Genomic DNA, 21,057 nt, shown 5'->3' with positions numbered 1-21,057 from the left:
AAAGAAGCCCGCCATAACGGCGGGCTTTTTCTGTGCCGGTCAGCGTCAGATCAGCTGGTGGTCATCGTCACCCAACAACCCGCTGAGGCCCTCGATCTCGGCACGCGTCACCGCACGCCGATCGAGCTTGCGCCGTGCCGCCTCGGGCAGGTCGGTGTAGCGGATCAGCCCCTTCGCCACCAAGACGCCGACCACGTCCTCCAGCACCCGCACCAGCTCCAGGTCGGAGTCCTTCAGGCTGGCCAGACGCTCCTTGACCTCCTCGCGGGCTTTCAGCCAGTTGTGCAGCTCCTCGCTCTCGACCGCCAGCGTCTCCGTCATGCCCTCGAACGGATCATGCTCCACCCGCAGCAAGCGCCCCTCGGCATCCCTTTGCACGTACACCATGTGGCTTCCTCCAGGCATAAAAAAGCCCGCTACCCCACAAGGGTAGCGGGCCGATCACATAAATGGCAGTTCGACCCCGTCGCTCCGTGCGGGCCCCGCCATCATTGTCGGGACCACAGGTGCGTCAGGCGGTTTTCATCGCATTGTCATCCAGCAGGTTGGTGATGATGGTGGCCTCGTTGGTTGTACCGCTGTAGAGGGTCGACAGATTGACGTTGTCCAGCATCACCTGCTGCTCAACCGGGCCTGCCACTACCGAGCGTACGCTGATCGTCGTGGTGGTACCGGCGAAGGCGAAGTCCAGGTAGTTCTGCAGGTCACCCGGGTTGCTGCCGACGCCAGACAGCAGCTGCGACAGATCGAGGATGTCGGAGTTGGTCCCAGTCAGATCGACGTTGAAGTCGGTGATGTGGTCCAGACCGCCACCCAGGCCGCCTTTCTGCCAGACGAAGGTGTCCTTGCCGCTACCACCCGCCATGGTGTCCGCACCCAGGCCACCGATCAGGAAGTCGGCACCGCCCATGCCCAGCAGGGTGTCGTTGGCACCGCCGCCGAACAGCACGTTGGTGCTGCTGTCACCGGTCAGGGTGTCGACGAAATTGGAGCCGAACAGGTTCTCGACCTGGGTGATGGTGTCGTTCCCTGCGCCGCCGGTGTTCTGCGACACCAGGGTACCCAGGTTGACGGCTACTCCTGCCGTGGCATCGACGTAGGTCACGGTATCCACGCCGATTCCGCCGGTCAGGACATCGTTGCCAGCGCCGCCGGCGAGGATGTCGTTACCGCTGCCACCGTCCAGGGTGTCATTGCCACCCAGACCGACCAGCACATCGTCTCCGTCACCGCCGTTGAGAGTATCCGCAGTGCCGTCCCGGCCCAGCAGAATCTCGTTGCGGAAGGTCCCGTTGAGCGTGCTGGAGCCGGCACTGCGAGTGACATCTACAGCTGCAGTGTCCAAGGTGGTACTGCCGTTGATAGAGGCACCGTAGCTGAAGGTCCCGCCATTGGTTGAGCTACTGCTGTTCTCGGTAAAGGTCACCGTGCTACCAGACAGGCTCACGTCCCCACTGGTGGCTCCCGATACGTTCAACAGCGACAGTAGCCCGCTGTTGGGGCCGGTGTCGTTGGCCAGCAGTGCCCAAGCCGGAATGTTGATCACATCATCCCCGCCCTGGCTGTTGACGTTGGTGAGGAGCAGGTCGTCGCGAACAACCATGGCGCCCTGTCCGGGGGCGATGTTGATGTTGAGGTTGGCCGCCGCCGTGTCGCCGTCGTTATCCATCAGGGTGAAGACGATGGTGGCGACCACCACGGTGTTGATCGCGCTTGGCGGCGTGTAGGTGTAAGAGCCGGTGAGCATGTTCACCGCGATGTTCGACCCGCCCCCCATGGTCACCGTCAGGGTGTTGCCGGCGATGCTGCCATTGTTGGCACCCGGCCCCGTGGCCAGGAAGGTGTTGGTGGCCTTGTCGTAGGTGTAGGTCTTGCCGTCCACCACGATGCTGCGCACAAAGCCGCCATCGGCACCGAAGCTGCCACCAGCGGTCAGGCTGCCGGGAATCGGCGAGGCCTGGGCCGTGGCGATCAGCGTGGTGGTCAGGTCATTCAGGTCGTCCACCTCTATTGCACCTGTGTTGGTGCTGTTGGTGCCGTTGTAGGCGATCGGGTTGAGTGCCGAGACGGTTACACCGGTCCCCATGCCCAGTGCATAGGCCCGGATATTGTTGGCGGTGAGGAAGTTGGTCCACGCCAGCTCCTCCGCCGCCGAGATGCCGGCACTGCCACTCGGCTCGTTGGGTTGGCCATCCGAGAGGAAGTAGGCGACGTTCTGCACGTTGCCGGTCGCGAGCTTGCCGGCGTCGTTATACACGTCCATGGCATCGACCAGCGCAGCGTCGTAGTTGGTCAGCCCGCCGGGGCTAGTGGCCAGAATGGCTGCCTTGGCCTGGGCCACGGTGACCCAGGTGCTCTGGATATCGGACCCGGACGAGAAGGTCACGAAGCTGACCCGCACGTCGCCCATGGCGTCGTACTGCTCCAGCAATTCCAGCAGCGAGTTCTTCGCCACTTCCAGGCGGTCCATGCCGCCGACACCCGACGGGTAATCCATGCTGCCGGACACGTCCAGAACGATCAGCAGGTTGCTGTTGATGTTGACCGTGGCTTGGCCGGCCTGGGTCTGGTTGGCAGCGGTTGGCGCATCGTCCCTGAAGCTGATGGCGCTGCCCAGATTGACGCTGGCCGTGCTGCTGTCGCCATCTTTATCGGTAATGGTCGCATTCAGCTGCACCAGGTTGGCAGCGCTCAGGCTGACCTCCTGGTCCGGGCCGCTATTGGGCGTATGCATGACTGCCCGTTGCTGATCCAGGGTCACTACACCCGAGCCATTCACCGTGACGGTGAAGGACACCTGCCCGGCCGGGCCTCCGACCCGGCCAACCACGTTGCCGCTCTCCAGATACAGCAGGATGTTGCTGCCAGTGGCGGAGTCATCCAGGCCACTGTCCACACCTGACGAGCTGACGCTCAGGCTGTAGGTGGTGGTGCCGGCACCGTCGGCGCCATAGCTGCTGGTGAACAGGCCGGAGTAGTTGACGCCGGTATTGGCCGCCAGGTTGCTCTCGTCCACTTGCAGACTATCGGCAGTTGCCGGGCTGGCACTGATGCTGGGACCGTCATCGCGGAAGCTGATGGCGCTGCCCAGGTTGACGGTGGCGCTGCTGCTGTCACCGTCCTTGTCGGTGATGGTCGCACTCAGCTGTACCAGGTTGGCGGCGCTCAGGCTGCTCTCCTGGTCGTTGGTGGTGTTGGGCGTGTGCATGATCGAGCGGGCCTGATCCAGGGTGACCACACCCGAGCCGTTCACCGACACGGTGAAGGACACCTGCCCAGCCGGGCCGCCAACCCGCCCAACCACGTTGCCGCTCTCCAGATACAGCAGGATGTTGCTGCCAGTGGCGGAGTCATCCAGGCCACTGTCCACACCCGACGAGCTGACGCTCAGGCTGTAAGTGGTGGTACCCGCACCATCACCACCATAGTTGCTAGTAAAGGAGCCGGCGAAGCTGGTGCTGGCATTGGCCGTCAGGTTGGTTTCATCCACCTGCAACGAGTCGACGGGGACGGAACCGGCAGCGATGGTCGGCACGTCGTCTTCGATCTGCACCAGGAAGTCGCCGGCCAAGCCTACGGGGCCGGAACCGTTGCTGGCCTGCAGCACGCTGGCGAAGTTCAGCACCAGCAGCTCGCTGTCATTACCGTTACCCAGCGGATGATCCAGCGCCTTCGACAGGGTGAAGGTGTAATCACCGTTGTTCAGCACCTGCAGGGTGAACACGGTCGGGCCGCTCGCCCCTGCCTTGGCGGTGAGGGTATTACCGGACACGCTGTAGACCAGGCCGACACCTCCGGAAGTGGCCGGAGCCAGCCCCGCAGTACTGCCGGACAGACCGAACTGCACGCCAGCCGATGGGCCTACCGCCAGTTCACTGAGGTTGCCGGTTGCGATGGTGGTCACCACATCGCCATCGGTGATGCCACCTGGCAGCTCGTCCTCGTCAACCTTGGCGATGATCGGGCTGTTGTCTTCCACATACACGGTCAGCGTGGAGGTGGAGGGGTCGCCGTCCTTGTCCACGATGGTGTAGGTGAAGGTCTCCGTCTGATCGCCGCTGATGATGCTCGGCGCCTTGTAGGACCAGGCCCCATTGCTGAAGTTGAAGCTCAGCCTGCCGCCATCCTGGGTGGGTATGTCGACCAGCTGATTGCCGGCGATATTCGGCCCGCTGCTCGAGTCGATGACACCCGCGCCGTCCCAGACGTAGGTGATGCCGTTGATCTCGATGGACTGGATACGGCCGGGGCCATCGGCACCGTAGCTGTCATCGTCGCCACCGCCGGAGGCATTGTTGCTGCCCAGCAGCACGCTGCCGCTCACCAGGCCGCCGACCACCTGATCGATCAGGGTATCGACCAGGTCGTCGAAGTCATCGACGCGCAGCGGAGTGTTGTTCGGGCCCGCATCCATATCGACGTCGTCCAGACGGGTATCGAGGATGCCGTCACCCACGCCGATGGTGGTGATGGTGATGCCGTTGTTATCGACGAAGGTGTTCCAGGCAGCTGCCGTCGCATCGCTCAGCGAGTTGCCGCCGGTACCGGTCTGCTCGTTGGGGTTACCGTCGCTGATGAAGATGACCTGGTTGTTCCAGCCCGGCAGCGGGGCGTAGGAAACCATGGTCTGCTGGATGGCATCGGTGAAGTCCGTGGTGCTGTTCAGCGGCCGAGTACCACCCTCATCCGGATTGAGAGAATTCACCAGATTGGTGAAGGCAGTGATATTGGTGACTACCGGATAGCCGATCGAGTCATCCGAGAACGCCACGATCTGGATCTTCACATCACCGGTGGCCGTGTTGAACAGCTCCTGCCCCGCCGTGCGCACCGCATCGAGCATGGCGTTCAGCTCGGTGTTGTCGATGCTGCCGCTGAAGTCCAGCACGAACACCAGGTTGATGTCCTGGGTCTGGCTGGTGCCGACGTAGGCCGTATCGTTCTGCGATACCGGAGTGTCGTCGTCGACGTTGATCGACAGCGTACCGATTGCGGTGTCGCCGTCCTTGTCGGTGACCTGATAGGTCAGGTTGAACGACTGGTTGTTCTCCAGGTTGGCGTTGGCATGCTGGATCGGTGCGTTCTGGGTAACGGTATAGGCACCGGTGGTGCTGTTCAGTGTCACCGTCAGCACCGTGGTAGAGCCCTGATTGATCAACAGGGAACCGCCGGGGCCGTTGGCGTAGGTGAAGCCCATCGGGTTACCAGTGGTTTGCCAGGCCACACTGCCGGCGCCATCGGCACCGAAGTTCAGCGACAGCGTGCCAGTGGTATTCACCGAGTTCGCATCATCGGTACCGCCAGGGCCACCGGCGATGCCATTGGCCAGCGCATCGTCGTCCAGCTGCACGGCGTTGTTGCTGCCGGCGCTCGGGCCATCGTCCTTGAAGCTGATGGCGCTGCCCAGATTGACGGTAGCGGTATCAACATCACCGTCCTTGTCGGTCATGGTGGCAATCAGTTGCACCATGTTGGCGGCGCCGAGGCTGGACTCCTGATCGGCCCCACTGTTGGGCGTGTGGGTGATTGCCCGCTGCTGATCAAGCGTTACCTGGCCAGAGGCGTTGACCGACACGGTGAAGGACACCTGACCTGCAGGGCCACCGACCCGCCCGACCACATTGCCGCTTTCCAGATACAGCAGGATGTTCTGGCCCGTGGCCGAATCATCCAGGCCACTGTCCACACCCGCCGCGCTGACATTCAGGCTGTAGGTAGTGGTGCCCGCACCATCCGCACCATAGCCGCCCGTGAACAGACCACTGAAGTTGGTGGTTACATCCGTGCCAAGCGTGGTCTCATCCACCTGCAGGCTGTCGGCAGTGGCGGCGCTGGCGTTGATGTCCGGAGCATCGTCCCGGAAGCTGATCGCGCTGCCCAGATCGATGGTGGCACTGCTGCTGTCACCATCCTTGTCGGTGATGAGCGCAGTCAGCTGCACCAGGTTGGCGGCGCTCAGGCTCGACTCCTGATTCGTCCCGCTGTCCGGCGTATGCATGATCGAGCGGAGCTGGTCCAGAGTGACCACGCCGGACGAGTTCACCGACACGGTAAAGGCCACCGGCCCGCCCGAGCTGCCGACCTTGCCGACGATGTTGCCGCTTTCCAGATACAGCAGGATATTGCTGCCGGTGGCGGAATCATCCAGGCCGCTATCCACGCCCGCCGAACTCACGCTCAGGCTGTAGGTAGTGGTACCCGCGCCATCGGCGCCATAGCTGCCGGTAAAGGCGCTGGCAAAGCTGGCGCTGGCGTTGACGGTGAGATTGGTTTCATCCACCTGCAGGCTGTCCGCAGCCACCGCACCGGCACTGATGCTCGGGCCGTCATCGCGGAAGCTGATGGCATCGCCCAGGTTCAGGGTGGCGCTGCTGCTGTCGCCGTCCTTGTCGGTGATAGTCGCCGTCAGTCGCACCAGGTTGGCAGCGCTCAGGCTGGTCTCCTGGTCATTGGTGGTGTTGGGCGTGTGCATGATCGAGCGGAGCTGGTCCAGAGTGACCACGCCGGACGAGTTCACCGACAGGGTAAAGGCCACCGGCCCGCCCGAGCTGCCGACCTTGCCGACGATGTTGCCGCTTTCCAGATACAGCAGGATATTGCTGCCGGTGGCGGAATCATCCAGGCCACTGTCGACGCCTGCCGAACTCACGCTCAGGCTGTAGGTGGTGGTACCCGCGCCATCGGCGCCATAGCTGCCGGTAAAGGCGCTGGCAAAGCTGGTGCTGGCGTTGACGGTGAGATTGCTTTCATCCACCTGCAGGCTGTCCGCAGCCACCGCGCCGGCACTGAGGCTCGGGCCATCATCGCGGAAGCTGATGGCACTGCCCAGGTTCAGGGTGGCGCTACTGCTGTCGCCGTCCTTGTCGGTGATGGTCGCCGTCAGCCGCACCAGGTTGGCAGCGCTCAGGCTGGTCTCCTGGTCATTGGTGGTGTTCGGCGTGTGCATGATCGAGCGCAGCTGGTCCAGGGTAACTACGCCGGACGAGTTCACCGACAGGGTAAAGGCCACCGGCCCGCCCGAATTGCCGACCTTGCCGACGATATTGCCGCCGTCCAGATACAGCAGGATGCTGCTGCCGGTAGCGGAATCATCCAGACCACTGTCCACGCCTGACGAGCTGACGCTCAGGCTGTAGGTGGTGGTACCCGCACCATCGGCGCCGTAGCTGCCGGTAAAGGCGCCGGCGAAGCTGGTGCTGGCGTTGATCGACAGGTTGGTTTCATCCACCTGCAGGCTGTCGGCAGCCGCAGCGCCGGCACTGATGCTCGGACCATCGTCCTTGAAGCTGATGGCGTTGCCCAGGTTGATGGTGGCCGAATCGCTATCGCCATCCTTGTCGGTGATGGTCGCGCTCAGCTGGATCAGGTTGGCAGAACCTAGGCTGGTCTCCTGGTCGCTGGTGGTGTTGGGCGTGTGCATGATCGACCGGACTTGATCCAGGATGACCACGCCGGAGCCATTCACCGACACGGTGAAGGACACCTGTCCTGCCGGGCCGCCGACGCGACCGACGATCACGCCGGCCTCGTTGTACAGCAGGATGTTGCTGCCGGTAGCCGAGTCATCCAGGCCGCTGTCCACACCCGCCGAGCTGACGCTCAGGCTGTAGCTGGTAGTGCCCGCACCATCAGCGCCGTAGTCGCCCGAGAAGGCGCCGGCGAAGTTGACGCTGGCATTGACCGCCAGATTGCTCTCGTCGACCTGCAGGCTGTCACTGCTGACCGACCTGGCGTCGATGCTCGGCGCATCATCCTCGAAGGCGATGGCCTGACCGATGTCGAGCACGGCACTGGCGCTGTCACCATCCTCATCGGTGATGGTGGCGGTCAGCTTGATCAGGTTGGCAGCTGCCAGAGTCGCGGCCTGATCTGGTCCGGCATCCGGGCTGTGCATGATCGACCGTTGCTGATCCAGGGTGACATCACCATCGCCATTGACCGATACGCGGAAGGCGATCTGACCTGCCGGGCCACCCACGCGGCCGACCACATCGCCACCCTGCATGTACAGCAGGATGCTCTGGCCGGTGGCCGAATCATCCAGGCCGCTGTCCACACCGGCGGCGCTGACGCTCAGGTCGTAATCGATGTCGCCGGCACCATCGGCGCCGAAGCTGCCGCTGAAGAAGCCGCTGAAGTCATCGGTATCGTTGCTGCTCAGGTTGCTCTCATCCACCCGCAGCTCGCCGGCAGGCACTGCCGTCGCGCTGATGCTCGGCGCGTCATCGCGGAAGCTGATGGCGTGACCGAGGTCGAGTGCGGCCCTATCGGTGTCACCGTCGTCGTCGACGATATTGCCCACCAGTTGGATCTGGTTGGCCGCTGCCAGGCTGGATTCCTGGTCCGGCCCGCTGTTCGGGCTGTGCTCGATGGCGCGGATCTGATCCAGCGTCACCTGGCCCGTAGCACTGTTGACCGATACGCGGAAGGCGATCGGTCCGCCGGAGTTGCCGACGCGGCCGACGACGTCATTGCCCTGCATGTACAGGCGGATGTTGCTGCCGGTGGCAACGTCATCCAGACCGGTATCCACACCATTGCTGCTGATCTGCAGGCCGAAGGTGGTGGCGCCAGCCCCATCGCCGCCATACAGGCTGTTGAACAGGGTGCCGAAGTTCGCCGTGGCATTGGTGGCCAGGCTGGTTTCGTCGACCTGCAGCGAATCGTTCGGGGCTGGGGTGGACTCGATGATCGGCAGGTCATCCTCGATCTGAATGAGGAAGCCACCGGCCAGGGCGACCGGATCAACGCCGTCGGACGCCTGCAGAATGCTGGCGAAGTTCATCACCAGCAGTTCGTTGTCATAGGTACCCGCCGATGGATGATCCACAGGCCCGAGCAGGGTGAAGGTGTACCCACCGTTGCTGGCCACCTGCAGGGTGAACACCGGGGTTCCGCCGGGCCCTGCCGTGGCAGTCAGGGTGTTGGTGCCGGTATCAACGCTGTAGACCAGGCCGATGCCGTTGGAAGTAGCCGCAGGCAGCCCGCTGGTGTTGCTGGACAGGCTGAACTGCACGCCGGACATGCTGTCCGGGCCGACAATCAGCGAGGTCAGACTACCGGTAGCTATGGTGGTCTGGCCTCCTTCAGGGTTACCAGTCGGCAAAGCATCCTCATGGACCTGGTCGACAACCGGGCTGGTGTCTTCCACGAAGACGCTCAGGTTGGCAGTGGCTGGGTCACCGTCGTTGTCGATGATGGTGTAGGTGAAGGTCTCGGTCTTGTCACCGCTCACACTGGCCGGGGCCTGATAGCTCCAGGCACCGGTCGAGAAGTTGAAGCTCAGCTTGCCGCCTTCGGCCGTTGCGATGTCGGTCAGCTGCTGGTCGCCATCGGCGGTGCCATCCCAGGTGTAGGTGGTGCCATTGATCTCGATGGAGAGAATCTGGCCGGGACCGTCGGCACCGAAGGCGTCGTCGTCGCCACCGCCCACGGCACTGTCATTGCCCAACAGCACGTTGCCGCCCACCAGGCCACCGATCACCTGATCCACCAGGGTGTCGACCAGGTCATCGAAGTCATCGACACGCAGCGGGTCGTTGTTCGCCCCGGCGTCCACGTCGATGTCTTCCAGACGTGGATCGTCGATGTTGTCACCGATGCCGATGGTGGTGACGTTGATGCCATTGTTGTCGACGAAATTGTTCCAGTCGGTCGCCGTCGGCTCGGTCAGCGAGGGCGCACCGCCAGGGCCGGTCTGCTCGTTGGGGTTGCCGTCACTGATGAAGATGACCTGGTTGGTCCACCCCGGCAGCGGGGTGTAGGAGGTCATGGTCTTCTGGATCGCATCGGTGAAGTCGGTGAGGCCATCGAGCGGACGATCACCACCTGGCTCCTGCGGGTTGAGGGAGTTAATCAGAGCGGTGAAGTCCGCGATGTTGTCGATCGACGGGTAGGACACCGAGGTACCCGAGAACGCCACGATCTGAATCTGCACTGCGCCGGTGGCCGTATTGAACAACTCCTGCCCTGCCGAGCGCACGGCATCGAGCATCTGGTTCAGCTCGCTGTCATCGATGCTGCCGCTGAAGTCCAGCACGAACACCAGGTTGACGTTCTGGGCCTGGCCGGACAGCACGGTGGCACTGTCGTTCTGCGCCAGCGGCACATCGTCTTCGACATTGATCACGAAACTGCCGTCGGCAAAGCCGTCCACCGGGTCGCCATCGCCATCGGTCGCGGTGAGCACGCCGGAGAAATCGATCGGCAGGCCGAGCAATTGGTCATCATCGGTGCTGCCAGGCAGCGGATGATCCAGCGGCCCGCTCAGCACAAACTCCCAGCTGCCATCCGGGTTCACCGTCAGGGTGAAGATCAGTTGCCCACCGGCAGTGGCGGTGAGCACATTGCCCACCACCTCGTAGGTCAGCGGCACTTCGCCGGAAGTCAGTCCCTGGGCTTCCAGAGTCGCTATGTCGCCTGCATCGTCGCTCAGGCCGAAGACGCCGGGGCCATCCGCGCCAAAGTCGACCAACGACGACAAGCCGCCCGCGCCAGATCCGCTGACCACCAGCGTCTGGTCGGGGTCATCGTTGCCATCGTGCGGAGTGCTCAGGGCGTCCTCGTGGACGGTCGGGCGCTGCCAGTCCACCTGGATATTGACGTCGTTGAAGTCGCCATCGCCACCACCGCTGATGTCCTCCCAGTTTTGATTGCCGGGAGCGGCGTTATCGGTGAATTGCGCGCTGTCGGCTGGGTTCAGCAGCGCATTGTCGAACAGCACGTTGGCTCCAGTGCCCACCAGCGGCTGGCCGTTCAGGAACGCCTGCCACTCCCCTGCAACCTCGGCGAAGGTCAGTTCCGCGCCATTCTCGTAGCCGGCGATGGGATTGTTGGTCGAGCCATTGGGAATGATGAAGAAGCCGATCGAGTCAGGATTGACCCCTTCCAGTTGGATAGGCGCACCCACGGTCTGCACATTGGCCCAGATGATAGTGCCGCTGACCGGGTTACCCAGCGCATCCTTGACGTAATAGCCGTAGGTATTGGCATAACCCGCGTTGCTGCCCTCCAGGCTCACCGTCAGCGTGGTACCGACAGCCGCGCCACCATTGAGCACCGGTACGTCGTCCTGAATGTCGATGACTAGGCTGCCTTCACCGAAGCCGCCCACCAACGGATCGTTGTCACCGTCGGTCGCCGCCAGTACCCCGGAGAAATCGATGGCCAGGCCGCTGCTGCCCAGGGTTTCCGAATCATTGCCATCCTGCACCGGGTGGTCGATCGGGCCCATAAGAGTGAAGAGCCAACTGCCATCGGCATTGACGTCCAGGCTGAACACGTCATAAGTGCCGGCGTCGGTACCCTCCACATAGCCCACCAGCACATCACCATCCATGCGGAACTGCAGGTTCTGTCCACCAGAGGTGAGGCCCTGGCTGGTCAGCGACTCCAGCGCATCCTCCGCGGCCTGGCCGTCGCCACCAATGTCGATCAGGCTGAACTCACCAGGGCCATCCGCGCCGAAGTCGACCAGCGCATTCAGTGAGCCCTCGCCTCCGGACACCGTCAGCGTCTGCCCAACATCGTCATTGCCATCATGGGGCGCCGGGTCTGCCAGAGCGTCCTCGTACACCATGCCGCCAATCGGCTCAGGCTGCTCACCACGCTCGGCCAGTACGGGCACGTCATCCTGCACATCGATGACGAAGCTGCCGCCGTTGAACCCACCCGCCAGCGGGTCGCCATCGCCATCGGTCGCGGTCAGCACGCCCGAGAAGTCGATGGCCAGGGCGCCATCGCCCAACAACTCACCGTCGTTGCCATCGGCCAGCTCGTGATCCAGCGGCCCTTTGAGGGTGAAGGTGTAGCTGCCGTCCGCATTGACCTGCAACGTGAACACGTCATAGGCACCGGCATCGGTCCCGGTCACGGAGGCCGTCAGCAAGCCGCTGACCGTATCGATGTTGAACGCCAGCGCCTGCCCGCCCGAGGTCAGGCCCAGCGCCTTCAGAGAGTCGAATGCGGCCTCGCTGTCGCTCAGACCGAACGAGCCCGGGCCGTCCGCGCCAAAGGTGACCAGTGCATGCAGCGCTCCTGCGCCACCGCTAACGGTGAGCTGCTGGGTTGCATCATCGTTGCCCTCGTATGGCGCCCCACCAATATCGGAAACGACCAGAGCATCCTCGTGCACCGTTCCGCCGACAGGTTCGAACTCCTCGCCCCGATCGGCCAACACCGGTACATCGTCCTCCACATCGATTGCGAAGCTGCCGGGCGGGAAGCCACCCACCAATGGATCGCCATCGCCATCGGTCGCGGTGAGAACGCCGGAGAAGTCGATGCCCAGACCTGGCAGATCTTCCGAGTCGAAGGTGCCGTCCGCGATGGGATGATCGATCGGCCCCTGCAGCACGAATTCCCAGCTGCCATCAGCGTTGACGTTCAGCGTGAAGATGGTTTCACCGCCGGCGCTGGCAGTCAGCACGCCACTAACCAGTTCGTAGGTCAGCGGGTCGCCCCCGGAGGTGAGGCCCTGCAGGTCCATGGAGCTGAGGTCGCTGGAAAGGCCGAAGTCTCCAGGGCCATCGGCGCCGAAGTCGACCAGGGCCGAAAGCGACCCGGCGGCGCCGGACACCGTGGTGGTCTGTCCGCTTTCCGGATTGCCGTCGTGCGGCGCGCCGTCGCCGGTGCTCAGAGCATCCTCGTGGACCATCTCCGTGACCCGCGGGAAGAACTGTTCTTCGCCCTCGCCAAGACCACCAGCCCATTGCGGCACATCGTCTTCCACGTCGATAACGAAGCTGCCGCCGGTGAAGGTGCCAACCGAGTCGCCATCGCCATCGACGGCGGTCAGTACACCGGAGAAGTCGATTGGCAGTTCGAGCAGTTCGTCGTCATTGCCATCGGGGATCGGGTGGTCCAGTTGGCCGACCAGGGTGAAGGTGAAGCTGCCATCGGTGCCCACCTGCAGAGTGAAGATGGTTTCGCCGCCGGCCGATGCGGTCAGCACATTGCCGGCGACGCTGTAGCTGAGAGCAGTACCGCCGGAGGTCAAGCCCTGGGCTTCCATGCTGGAGATGGCAGTAGCGCTGCCAGACAGGCCGAAGCTGCCGATGCCATCGGCGCCGAAGTTGACCAGCGCGGTCAGGGTACCGGGGCCACCGGCGGCCACGTTGGTGACCGAGTCGCCATCGGTGATGCCATCGGAGGTTTCGTCCTCGTCGACGATGGCGGTTACCTGGGCGCCTTCGCCTTCGGTGAGGATCGGCGCGTCGTCGTTGACCAGCACGTTCAGTTGCACGGTCGGCGATACGTCGCCATCCAGGTCGAACACCCGCACCGGGAAGCTCTCGCCAACCTGGTCAGCGGCGCCGGAGGCCGTGGTATTGGGGTGATCGAGGGTGTTGTCGGTCAGGGTGTAGGTCCAGTTACCGGCCGCATCCACGGTCAGGGTGCCGTACTGGCCCACCACCACGCCGCCATTGGTAACGTCCACCCAGACGCCGTCGAAGCCCTGGATCTGCAGTGAAGCTATTCCATCTGGAGAAGTGACAACGATGGTGCCACTGGCCTGCTCGGCACCGCTGCCGGGGTTGGTACCGTCGCTCAGCGCTTCTTCATCGACGATGGCCGGGCCAACCACCAGGCTGCCCTCGGCGTCCTCATACAAAATCTCGAGGCTCGGGGAGGAATCGGGCTCGTCGGTAACGATGGGCTCGGGATCGGGGAATTCGGGGCCGTTGTTCAAACCGGCAGTCGGGAAGCCGATGATCGGATCCAGTGCGCCGCCGACCTCACTCAGCAATACGAAGCTGTGACCACCGCCAATGCCGCCAGCACCCCCGGCGCCGCCACCACCTGCGCCTGGACCGGCAGCAGTCGCCTCGCCGGCCTGGGTCGGGTCGACACCGGCTTCGATTGCGGCCTGCAGTTGCTCGACATCCGTGAGATCGCCCTCGCTAGGAGTGGCAGGCGCCTGCTCCTGGGGCTGAGCCGTCTGGCCATCGCTGCCAGCCAGCATCTGTTCGTTGAGACCCAGGCTGCTGTCGCGCCCGAGGGTAAGGACCTCACCATTGGTGAGCGTGACCGCGACCGCGCCTGCCGCGCCGGTTTCCAATTGCTCGCCGGCATACACCCGATCGCCTTCGACTAACGGTCGACGCGTTCCATCGCCGGCTACCGCATAGACCTCGCCGACAACCTGGCTGACGACACCAATCAAAGTAGCCATGATCCTTCCTCCGCACTACAGCTGCCGACCACCGTCGACACGTTTCAAAAGGGTCAAATCACCTTTCGAACTCGGGGATTGCGTGCGAAGAAAGTTGAGAAAAGTGGAGCGGCGCAAGGAACCCAATTTGAAATGCGACAAAAAAGTGTCGCCCCAACTGCACCGGACCTACTCCATCAGAAACATTCCCGCCCCTTATGCTCCAAACTGCGCTTGACCGTCTGCTTTAACTGCGAAAAGGCCTGAAGGCCCCGTTTTCCGCGGCTTACGGAGGAAACAATGTGCCGTATCTCACAGAGTGCATAAGACTTTTTTCTCATAAATATTGTGACGAATTTTTCTTAGCTACGCTGGAAGATGTTCTTAGCTGTGATGTTACAGGCCTGAAACGCTCTTTCAGGCAACAATCGTCAGCATTTTGACGACAGGAACCGAGCGTATAAATAAGGAGAAAAAAGCCATGCCCTCACTAAAACCGCTCTACGGTGGCATTTTGCTGGCCACGGTCTGTTTTCAGGCCCAGGCCATGACACTCTCGGAGGCCATCCAAAGCACTATCGACAATCATCCCGAGCTGCACGCCAGCATGAATGATCGTCTGTCTGCGGATGAGGAAGTGAAAATCGCCAGGGGCGGCTATCTCCCTACCGTTGATCTGCTTCTGGGCTACGGCCGCGAGCAGACCGACAGCCCCAGCACCCGCGCGCTGGGCGATCACAATAAGGAAACGCTGACTTATAACGACGCAGAGCTGCGCCTGCGGCAGATGCTGTTCGACGGCTTCAACACGCCCAATGAGGTGGCGCGTACCAAGTCGGTGGTCGACTCCCGCGCCTACTATGTACAAGGCACCTCCGAGAGCCTGGCCCTGCGCACCGTCGAGGTCTATCTCGAAGTGCTCAAGCGCCGCGAGATGGTGAACCTGGCGCAGAACAACCTGCAGGCCCACCAGCGCATCAACGACCAGATCGGCCTGCGCAGCGAGCGTGGCGTTGGCAGCACCGCCGACCTGGACCAATCGGTAGCCCGCCTGGCCCTGGCCGAGAACAACCTTTATACCGAGCAGGTCAACCTGGCCGACGCCGAGGCCAACTTCTTCAGCGCCACCGGCCGCATGCCGGACGAGTTGGAGCAGCCCGCCTCGATCAAGGGCGAGATGCCGGAAGACGTCAACATCGCCCGGCAAACGGTGATGGACAACAACCCCTTCCTCAAGTCCGCCCAGGCCGACGTCAACGCCGCCGAGAAGCAATATGAAGTGGCCAAGTCGCCCTTTTACCCACGCTTCGACCTTGAACTGGCCACCACCGCCGATGACAACGTGCAGGGCGACGAGGGCCACTACAACACCTGGCGCGCCGCCGTGGTAATGAACTACAACCTGTTCAACGGCCTGCGCGACAAGGCCCGTCTGCAATCGGCCGCTCACCAGATCAACCAGTCCATGGACATCCGCAACAACGCCCTGCGGGTGGTCAACGAGAACCTCTCGCTGGCCTGGAACGCCATGGAGAACGCCCGCCTGCAGACTCCCAAGGCTCGCGACTATGCTGACTACACCTCGCGCGTGCGCGAGGCTTACCAACAGCAGTTCAGCCTCGGCCAGCGCACCCTGCTCGACTTGCTGGACAGTGACAACGAACTCTTCACCGCCAACCGCCGCTACACCGAAGTTCGCTACATCGAAGAGTTCTCCATGTACCGCGTCATCGCTGCCATGGGCGAACTGTTGAAGAAACAGAATGTCGTAGTTCCGGCGGAAGCTGTAGCCCTCACCGAGGTGAAGAGCGAGGCGCGACTGCCGGAAATGAAGTAGTCCCGGCGAAGACGTCGCCCGCGCCAAACGCCGGGCGACCTCTCAGGAGTAGTGACCTTGACCACCATGGAACGGAGACCCTCCGACGACCAGCGGCAGAGTCACGACGACCCGCTGCTGGACGGACTCCTCATCCTCTGCAACCTGCATGACTGCTCGGCCAGCCGCGCCAGCCTGACGGCCGGCCTGCCCATGCCCGAGCAACGTCTCAGCGCCGAGCTGCTGCCGCGCGCGGCCGCCCGTGCAGGCCTGCAGGGGCGCATATTGCGCCGCGACCTAGACGCCATCTCGCCGCTCAACCTGCCGGTGCTTTTGCTGCTCAAGGACGGCCGCAGCGCCGTGCTGCGCAAGATGGGCCCGAAGAACCAGATGCAGATCCTGCCCTGCGAGGCCGATGGCGGTGAGCAGTGGGTCAACCGCGACCATTTGGCGCTCGAATACAGCGGCCAGGCCTTCTTCGCCAAGCCGCAACACGAACTGGAAGAAGCCCGCACCCCGCTGGTGCCGCGGGTCGAGGCCTGGTTCCGCGACACCCTGAAACTGTCGCGCTGGCTCTACACCGATGCCGTGCTGGCCAGCCTGCTGATCAACCTGCTGGGGCTGATGGTCCCGCTCTTCGTCATGCAGACCTACGACCGTGTGGTGCCCAACCAGGCCATCTCCACACTGTGGGTGTTGGTCATCGGGCTGTTCATCGGTACCGGCTTCGAGCTGCTGCTGCGGGTGCTGCGCGCCTATCTGTTGGACGTGGCCGGCAAGAAGACCGACGTGGTGCTGTCCGCCACCCTGTTCGAGCGCATCACCGGCATGTCGATGACGGCCAGGCCGGCCACGGTCGGCGGCTTCGCCCAGAGCATTCATGACTTCCAGGGCCTGCGCGAATTTCTCACCGCGGTGACCCTGACCAGCCTGATCGACCTGCCCTTTTCCCTGCTGATGATCCTGGTCATCGGCCTGCTGGGCGGCTGGCTGGTGGTGATCCCGCTACTGGCCTTCCCCATCACGGCCATATTCGCCCTGATCATCCAGGCCCGCCTGCGCGATACGGTGCAGAAGAGCCTGACCCTGGGCGCCGAACGCCAGGCCCTGCTGATCGAAACCCTCGGCGGCCTGGAAACCCTCAAGGCCTGCAGCGCCGAGAGCGAACGCCAGCACCGCTGGGAGAAGACCCACGGCGCCCTCACCCGCCTGGACAGCCACGCGCGCTTCCTCGCCTCGCTGGCCACCAACGGCACTATGTTCCTGCAACAGTTCGCCGGCATGGCCACCATCGTTGCCGGGGTCTACATCATCATCGCCGGTCATCTCAGCGTCGGCGCCCTGGTGGCCAGCTACATGCTCGGCAGCCGGGTACTGGCGCCGCTCGGACAGATCGCCGGGCTGATCACCCGCTACCAGCAGGCGCGCCTGACCATGACCAGCACCGACGCACTGATGGCCCTGCCGCAGGAGCGTCAGGCCAACCAGCGGCCACTGGAGCGCACTCACCTCAAAGGGGCGCTGGACGTACGTCAGATCAGCTTCACCTACCCCGGCCAGAGCAGCCCGGCGCTGAGCAAGGTCAGCCTGCACATGGCCGCCGGCGAACGGGTCGGCATCATCGGTCGCAGCGGCTCGGGCAAAAGCACCCTGGCGCGCCTGGTGATGAACTTCTACACCCCGAGCGAGGGCCAGATCCTGCTCGACAACCTCGACCTGCGGCAGCTGGATGTGGCCGACCTGCGCCACCAGATCGGCTATGTAGCCCACGACCTGCCGCTGCTGGCCGGCAGCCTGCGCGACAACCTGACCCTCGGCGCCCGCTACGTCAGCGACACGCGCATGCTGGAAGTGGCCGAGTTGACCGGCGTCACCGACCTGGCCCGGCAACACCCGCAGGGCTTCGACCGCCCGGTGGGCGAGCGCGGCCAGCTGCTGTCCGGCGGCCAGCGCCAGGCCGTGCTGCTGGCCCGCGCGCTGCTGCTCGACCCGCCGATCCTGCTGCTGGACGAGCCCACCAGCGCCATGGACAACACCAGCGAAGACATCCTGCGCAACCGCTTGCAGACCTGGTCCCAGGGCAAGACCCTGCTGCTGATCACCCACCGCAGCTCGATGCTCAGCCTGGTCGATCGCCTGATCGTGCTGGACTATGGCCACGTGGTGGCGGACGGACCGAAGGAAGCGGTGATCGATGCCCTGCGCCGCGGCCGCGTCGGCCCGGCAGCGGTTTAGCGGAGGTACGGCGTGGAACTGACCCAATCCCTGCGCGACTATTTCGGCAGCCTGCAACGCAAGAAGCAGGACACCGAGTTCATGCCCGAGGTGGACGGCGCCATTCTGGAAGACTCGCCCTGGCTGGCGCGTGCCACCGTGTGGTCGGTCAGCGCGTGCCTGATCGTGGCGCTGATCTGGGCCAAGTTCGCCGTGCTGGAGGAAGTCACCACCGGCGAGGGCAAGGCCATTCCCTCGAGCAAGGTGCAGGTCATCCAGAACCTGGAAGGCGGCATCGTCACCGAGATCTTCGTGCGCGAAGGCCAGGTGGTGAACAAGGGCGACGTGCTGCTGCGTCTGGACGCCACGCGCTTCATTTCCAACAAGGGTGAGACCGAGGCCGACCGCCTGGCCCTACTGGCCCGCGTCGAGCGTCTCAGCGCCGAAGCCGAGGGCCGGCCGCTGGCCCTGGCGGACGAGCTGGTCAAGGAAGCACCACAGCTGGTCGAGGACGAGATGGCCCTGTATCGCTCGCGCCAGCAACGCCTGGACAGCGAGCAGAACACCCTCAAGGAACAACTGCGACAGAAGACCCAGGAGCTGGCCGAATTCCGTGCCAAGGCCCAGCAATACCGCTCCAGCCTGGGGCTGGTGCAACAGGAGCTGAACATGTCGCAGCCGCTGGTGGCCGCCGGCGCCATCTCCGAGGTGGAAATCATCCGCCTGCGCCGCAGCGCCGTGGAGATGCGCGGCTCGCTGGACGCCACCAACCTGGCGATCCCCCGCGCCGAGGCCGCCATGCAGGAGATCGAGAGCAAGCTCAACGAGTCGACCCTGACCTTCCGTACCGAGGCGCTGAAGGAGCTCAACGAGGTCCGCACCGAGCTGAAGAAGATCACCTCCACCAGCGTCGCCATCCAGGACCGGGTCAGCCGTACCACGGTGAACTCGCCGGTGTACGGGGTGATCAAGCTGCTCAAGGTCAACACCATCGGCGGTGTGGTGCAGCCCGGCGATCCCATGGTCGAGGTGGTGCCACTGGAAGACAACCTGCTGATCGAGGCGCGCATCCGCCCGCAGGACGTGGCCTTCCTGCATCCCGGGCAGAAGGCCATGGTCAAGTTCACCGCCTATGACTACACCATCTACGGCGGGCTCAAGGCCAAGCTGGAGCTGATCAGCGCCGACACCATCACCGACGAGGAAGGCAACAGCTTCTATCTGATCCAGGTGCGCACCGACAAGAGCCACCTGGGCAACGACGATCACCCGCTGCTGATCATCCCCGGCATGGTCGCCACGGTGGACATCGTCACCGGCGAGAAGAGCGTGCTGGACTACCTGCTCAAGCCGGTGCTCAAGGCCCGCTCCGAGGCCATGCGCGAACGCTAGTCGGGCGCTTGCCAGTGCGCGCCTGGCCCCTCTGCCGCCAGCAGGTCGCCAGGGTTGCGTAGCGGGCAGGCCTCCAGCGACAGACAGCCACAGCCGATGCAGCCATCCAGCTGGTCGCGCAGCATCTGCAGCTTGGCGATGCGCTGATCCAGATCCTCGCGCCAACGCGCCGACAATCCCGCCCAGTCCGCCGCCGTCGGATTGCGTCCCTGGGGCAACTCACTCAGCGCTCCCGCTATCTCCGCCAGCGGAATGCCCACCCGCTGCGCCACCTTGATCACCGCCACCCGGCGCAGAGCCTCGCGCGGATAGCGCCGCTGGTTGCCGGCATTGCGGTTGCTGGCGATCAGGCCCTTGGCCTCGTAGAAATGCAGGGCCGATACCGCGACGCCGCTGCGCCTGGCCAGTTCGCCAACACTCAGGTCACGCGAGGGTTGTGCAGGTTTTTTCATGGCTGTTGACCTCAAGCTAAGTTGAGGTTTTACCCTCGCCCGGTATTCGAGTTCAAGCCCAGGAAGCCAACGCCATGCTCATTCCCAGTGCCCACAGCGAAAATGCAAACGACAACCACCAGGCCCGCTTCGCCCTGCTGATCGATATCGAAGTGAACGGCGCGCACCGCGCGGAGATTATCCAGCGCTTCCATGACTATCTGCAGCAGCTGCGCCAGCTGTTCCAGGAAGGCAGCGGCTACCTGGGCGCGGAGCTGCACGCCAGCGGCGAGCACCACCTGCTCGGTCGCCTGCGCTGGCGCCGCCGCGAAGACTGGGAAGCCGCCTGGGATTGCCAGCGCACCCGCAACCAGCTGTTTGCCGACAGCCTGCTGCGCCTCGGCGCCCGAAGTATCCAGTTCGACAGTGTCCTGCTCGACTAGAAAGGCTGGGTGCTAGCCGCCGTGATTGCGTTGGTAGGTCTCGGCGCCCATCGCGGCGATCTGCCCTTCGATCAGTGCCTCGAAGGGCCGCAACAGCGCGTCGAAGCGCTGCGGCGCCTCCTGCAGATCGAGGGCGATGACAATCGCCTCGATGGTCGCCAACGCGCCCTCGGCGGGTGCCTTGCGCAGGCGGTAGCGCGAGCTCACGCCTGACGGCAGGCACACCCGCGGCAACGCCGCCAGCCAGGGGTTCAGGTGCAACAGCTTGCGCGCCTTGCGCCAGGTGCCGTCGGGCACCACCAGCAACAGCGGGCGATCGTCGGTTGGCTGCGGCGCCAGCGGCAGCGCTTGCGCAGTCTCGCCGGGGAACAGCAGGCAGGCGCGATAGGCCGGGTCCAGCTGCAGGTCGGCGAAGTTCTCACCCACCAGCAGCTCGGCGTTCTCCAGGCCCAAGGCAGCCAGGCGTGCGGTGTTCAGCGCGTGGCCGACCTCGTCCGGGTGCTGCAGGATCAGCACCCGCGTGCGGCTCGGCAGGCGTGGGATCAGGTGACAGAGACAGTGGCTCTGCGGGCGGGCACAGCGGGCGCAGCGCGCTCGGGACATGGCGGT

At 63.9% G+C, this 21,057-nt stretch carries 8 protein-coding genes; 4 read left to right on the top strand and 4 right to left on the bottom strand.

Going from position 1 to position 21,057, the window contains the following annotated elements; genetic code table 11:
• Positions 1-45: 45 nt before the first annotated feature.
• Positions 46-387 carry a tryptophan synthase subunit beta gene (locus N7607_RS22735; protein ID WP_279868197.1) on the bottom strand — a complete coding sequence of 114 codons (342 nt, stop codon included), beginning with the start codon at positions 385-387 and terminating at the stop codon, positions 46-48.
• Between the two features lie 124 nt (positions 388-511).
• Positions 512-14,173, bottom strand: coding sequence for a retention module-containing protein (locus tag N7607_RS22730; protein WP_279868198.1), 13,662 nt, complete (start codon positions 14,171-14,173; stop codon positions 512-514).
• A 460-nt stretch (positions 14,174-14,633) separates the two neighbouring features.
• Between N7607_RS22730 and N7607_RS22725 the strand changes: the two genes are divergently transcribed.
• The 3 genes from N7607_RS22725 to N7607_RS22715 all read left to right on the top strand — a co-directional run bounded on the left by N7607_RS22725 (position 14,634) and on the right by N7607_RS22715 (position 19,574).
• A complete protein-coding gene (locus N7607_RS22725) occupies positions 14,634-15,989 on the top strand; it encodes a TolC family outer membrane protein (RefSeq protein WP_279868200.1) in 1,356 nt (451 codons plus the stop codon).
• 66 nt (positions 15,990-16,055) lie between these two features.
• The gene (locus N7607_RS22720) at positions 16,056-18,203 is read left to right on the top strand and encodes a type I secretion system permease/ATPase (protein ID WP_279868213.1); all 2,148 of its coding nucleotides are present in this window, start codon (positions 16,056-16,058) and stop codon (positions 18,201-18,203) included.
• 12 nt (positions 18,204-18,215) lie between these two features.
• On the top strand, positions 18,216-19,574 hold the full coding sequence (locus tag N7607_RS22715) for an HlyD family type I secretion periplasmic adaptor subunit (RefSeq protein WP_279868202.1): 1,359 nt from the start codon (positions 18,216-18,218) through the stop codon (positions 19,572-19,574).
• Here N7607_RS22715 and soxR read toward each other — a convergent pair.
• The gene (gene soxR / locus N7607_RS22710; RefSeq protein ID WP_279868203.1) at positions 19,571-20,026 is read right to left on the bottom strand and encodes a redox-sensitive transcriptional activator SoxR; all 456 of its coding nucleotides are present in this window, start codon (positions 20,024-20,026) and stop codon (positions 19,571-19,573) included. The genes N7607_RS22715 and soxR overlap by 4 nt on opposite strands.
• 74 nt (positions 20,027-20,100) lie before the next feature.
• Between soxR and N7607_RS22705 the strand changes: the two genes are divergently transcribed.
• Positions 20,101-20,448 (top strand): antibiotic biosynthesis monooxygenase, encoded by a 348-nt coding sequence (locus N7607_RS22705; RefSeq protein WP_279868204.1) that lies wholly within the window; start codon positions 20,101-20,103, stop codon positions 20,446-20,448.
• A gap of 12 nt (positions 20,449-20,460) precedes the next feature.
• Here the strand turns inward: N7607_RS22705 and N7607_RS22700 are convergent, their stop codons facing one another.
• Positions 20,461-21,051, bottom strand: coding sequence for a DTW domain-containing protein (locus N7607_RS22700; protein ID WP_279924050.1), 591 nt, complete (start codon positions 21,049-21,051; stop codon positions 20,461-20,463).
• Between the last annotated feature and the right edge of the window lie 6 nt (positions 21,052-21,057).

Origin of the sequence: Pseudomonas sp. GD04019, assembly GCF_029837695.1 — a bacterium.
Classification (GTDB): domain Bacteria; phylum Pseudomonadota; class Gammaproteobacteria; order Pseudomonadales; family Pseudomonadaceae; genus Aquipseudomonas.
The sequence above is the reverse complement of the archived record's forward strand: the minus strand, read 5'-3'. Positions and strand labels throughout refer to the sequence as shown.

Excerpts from the sequence above, each read along its gene's own strand:
- N7607_RS22735 (WP_279868197.1), bottom strand. The coding sequence starts at position 387 with ATGGTGTACGTGCAAAGGGATGCCGAGGGGCGCTTGCTGCGGGTGGAG.
- N7607_RS22730 (WP_279868198.1), bottom strand. The coding sequence starts at position 14,173 with ATGGCTACTTTGATTGGTGTCGTCAGCCAGGTTGTCGGCGAGGTCTAT.
- N7607_RS22725 (WP_279868200.1), top strand. The coding sequence starts at position 14,634 with ATGCCCTCACTAAAACCGCTCTACGGTGGCATTTTGCTGGCCACGGTC.
- N7607_RS22720 (WP_279868213.1), top strand. The coding sequence starts at position 16,056 with ATGGAACGGAGACCCTCCGACGACCAGCGGCAGAGTCACGACGACCCG.
- soxR (WP_279868203.1), bottom strand. The coding sequence starts at position 20,026 with ATGAAAAAACCTGCACAACCCTCGCGTGACCTGAGTGTTGGCGAACTG.
- N7607_RS22705 (WP_279868204.1), top strand. The coding sequence starts at position 20,101 with ATGCTCATTCCCAGTGCCCACAGCGAAAATGCAAACGACAACCACCAG.
- N7607_RS22700 (WP_279924050.1), bottom strand. The coding sequence starts at position 21,051 with ATGTCCCGAGCGCGCTGCGCCCGCTGTGCCCGCCCGCAGAGCCACTGT.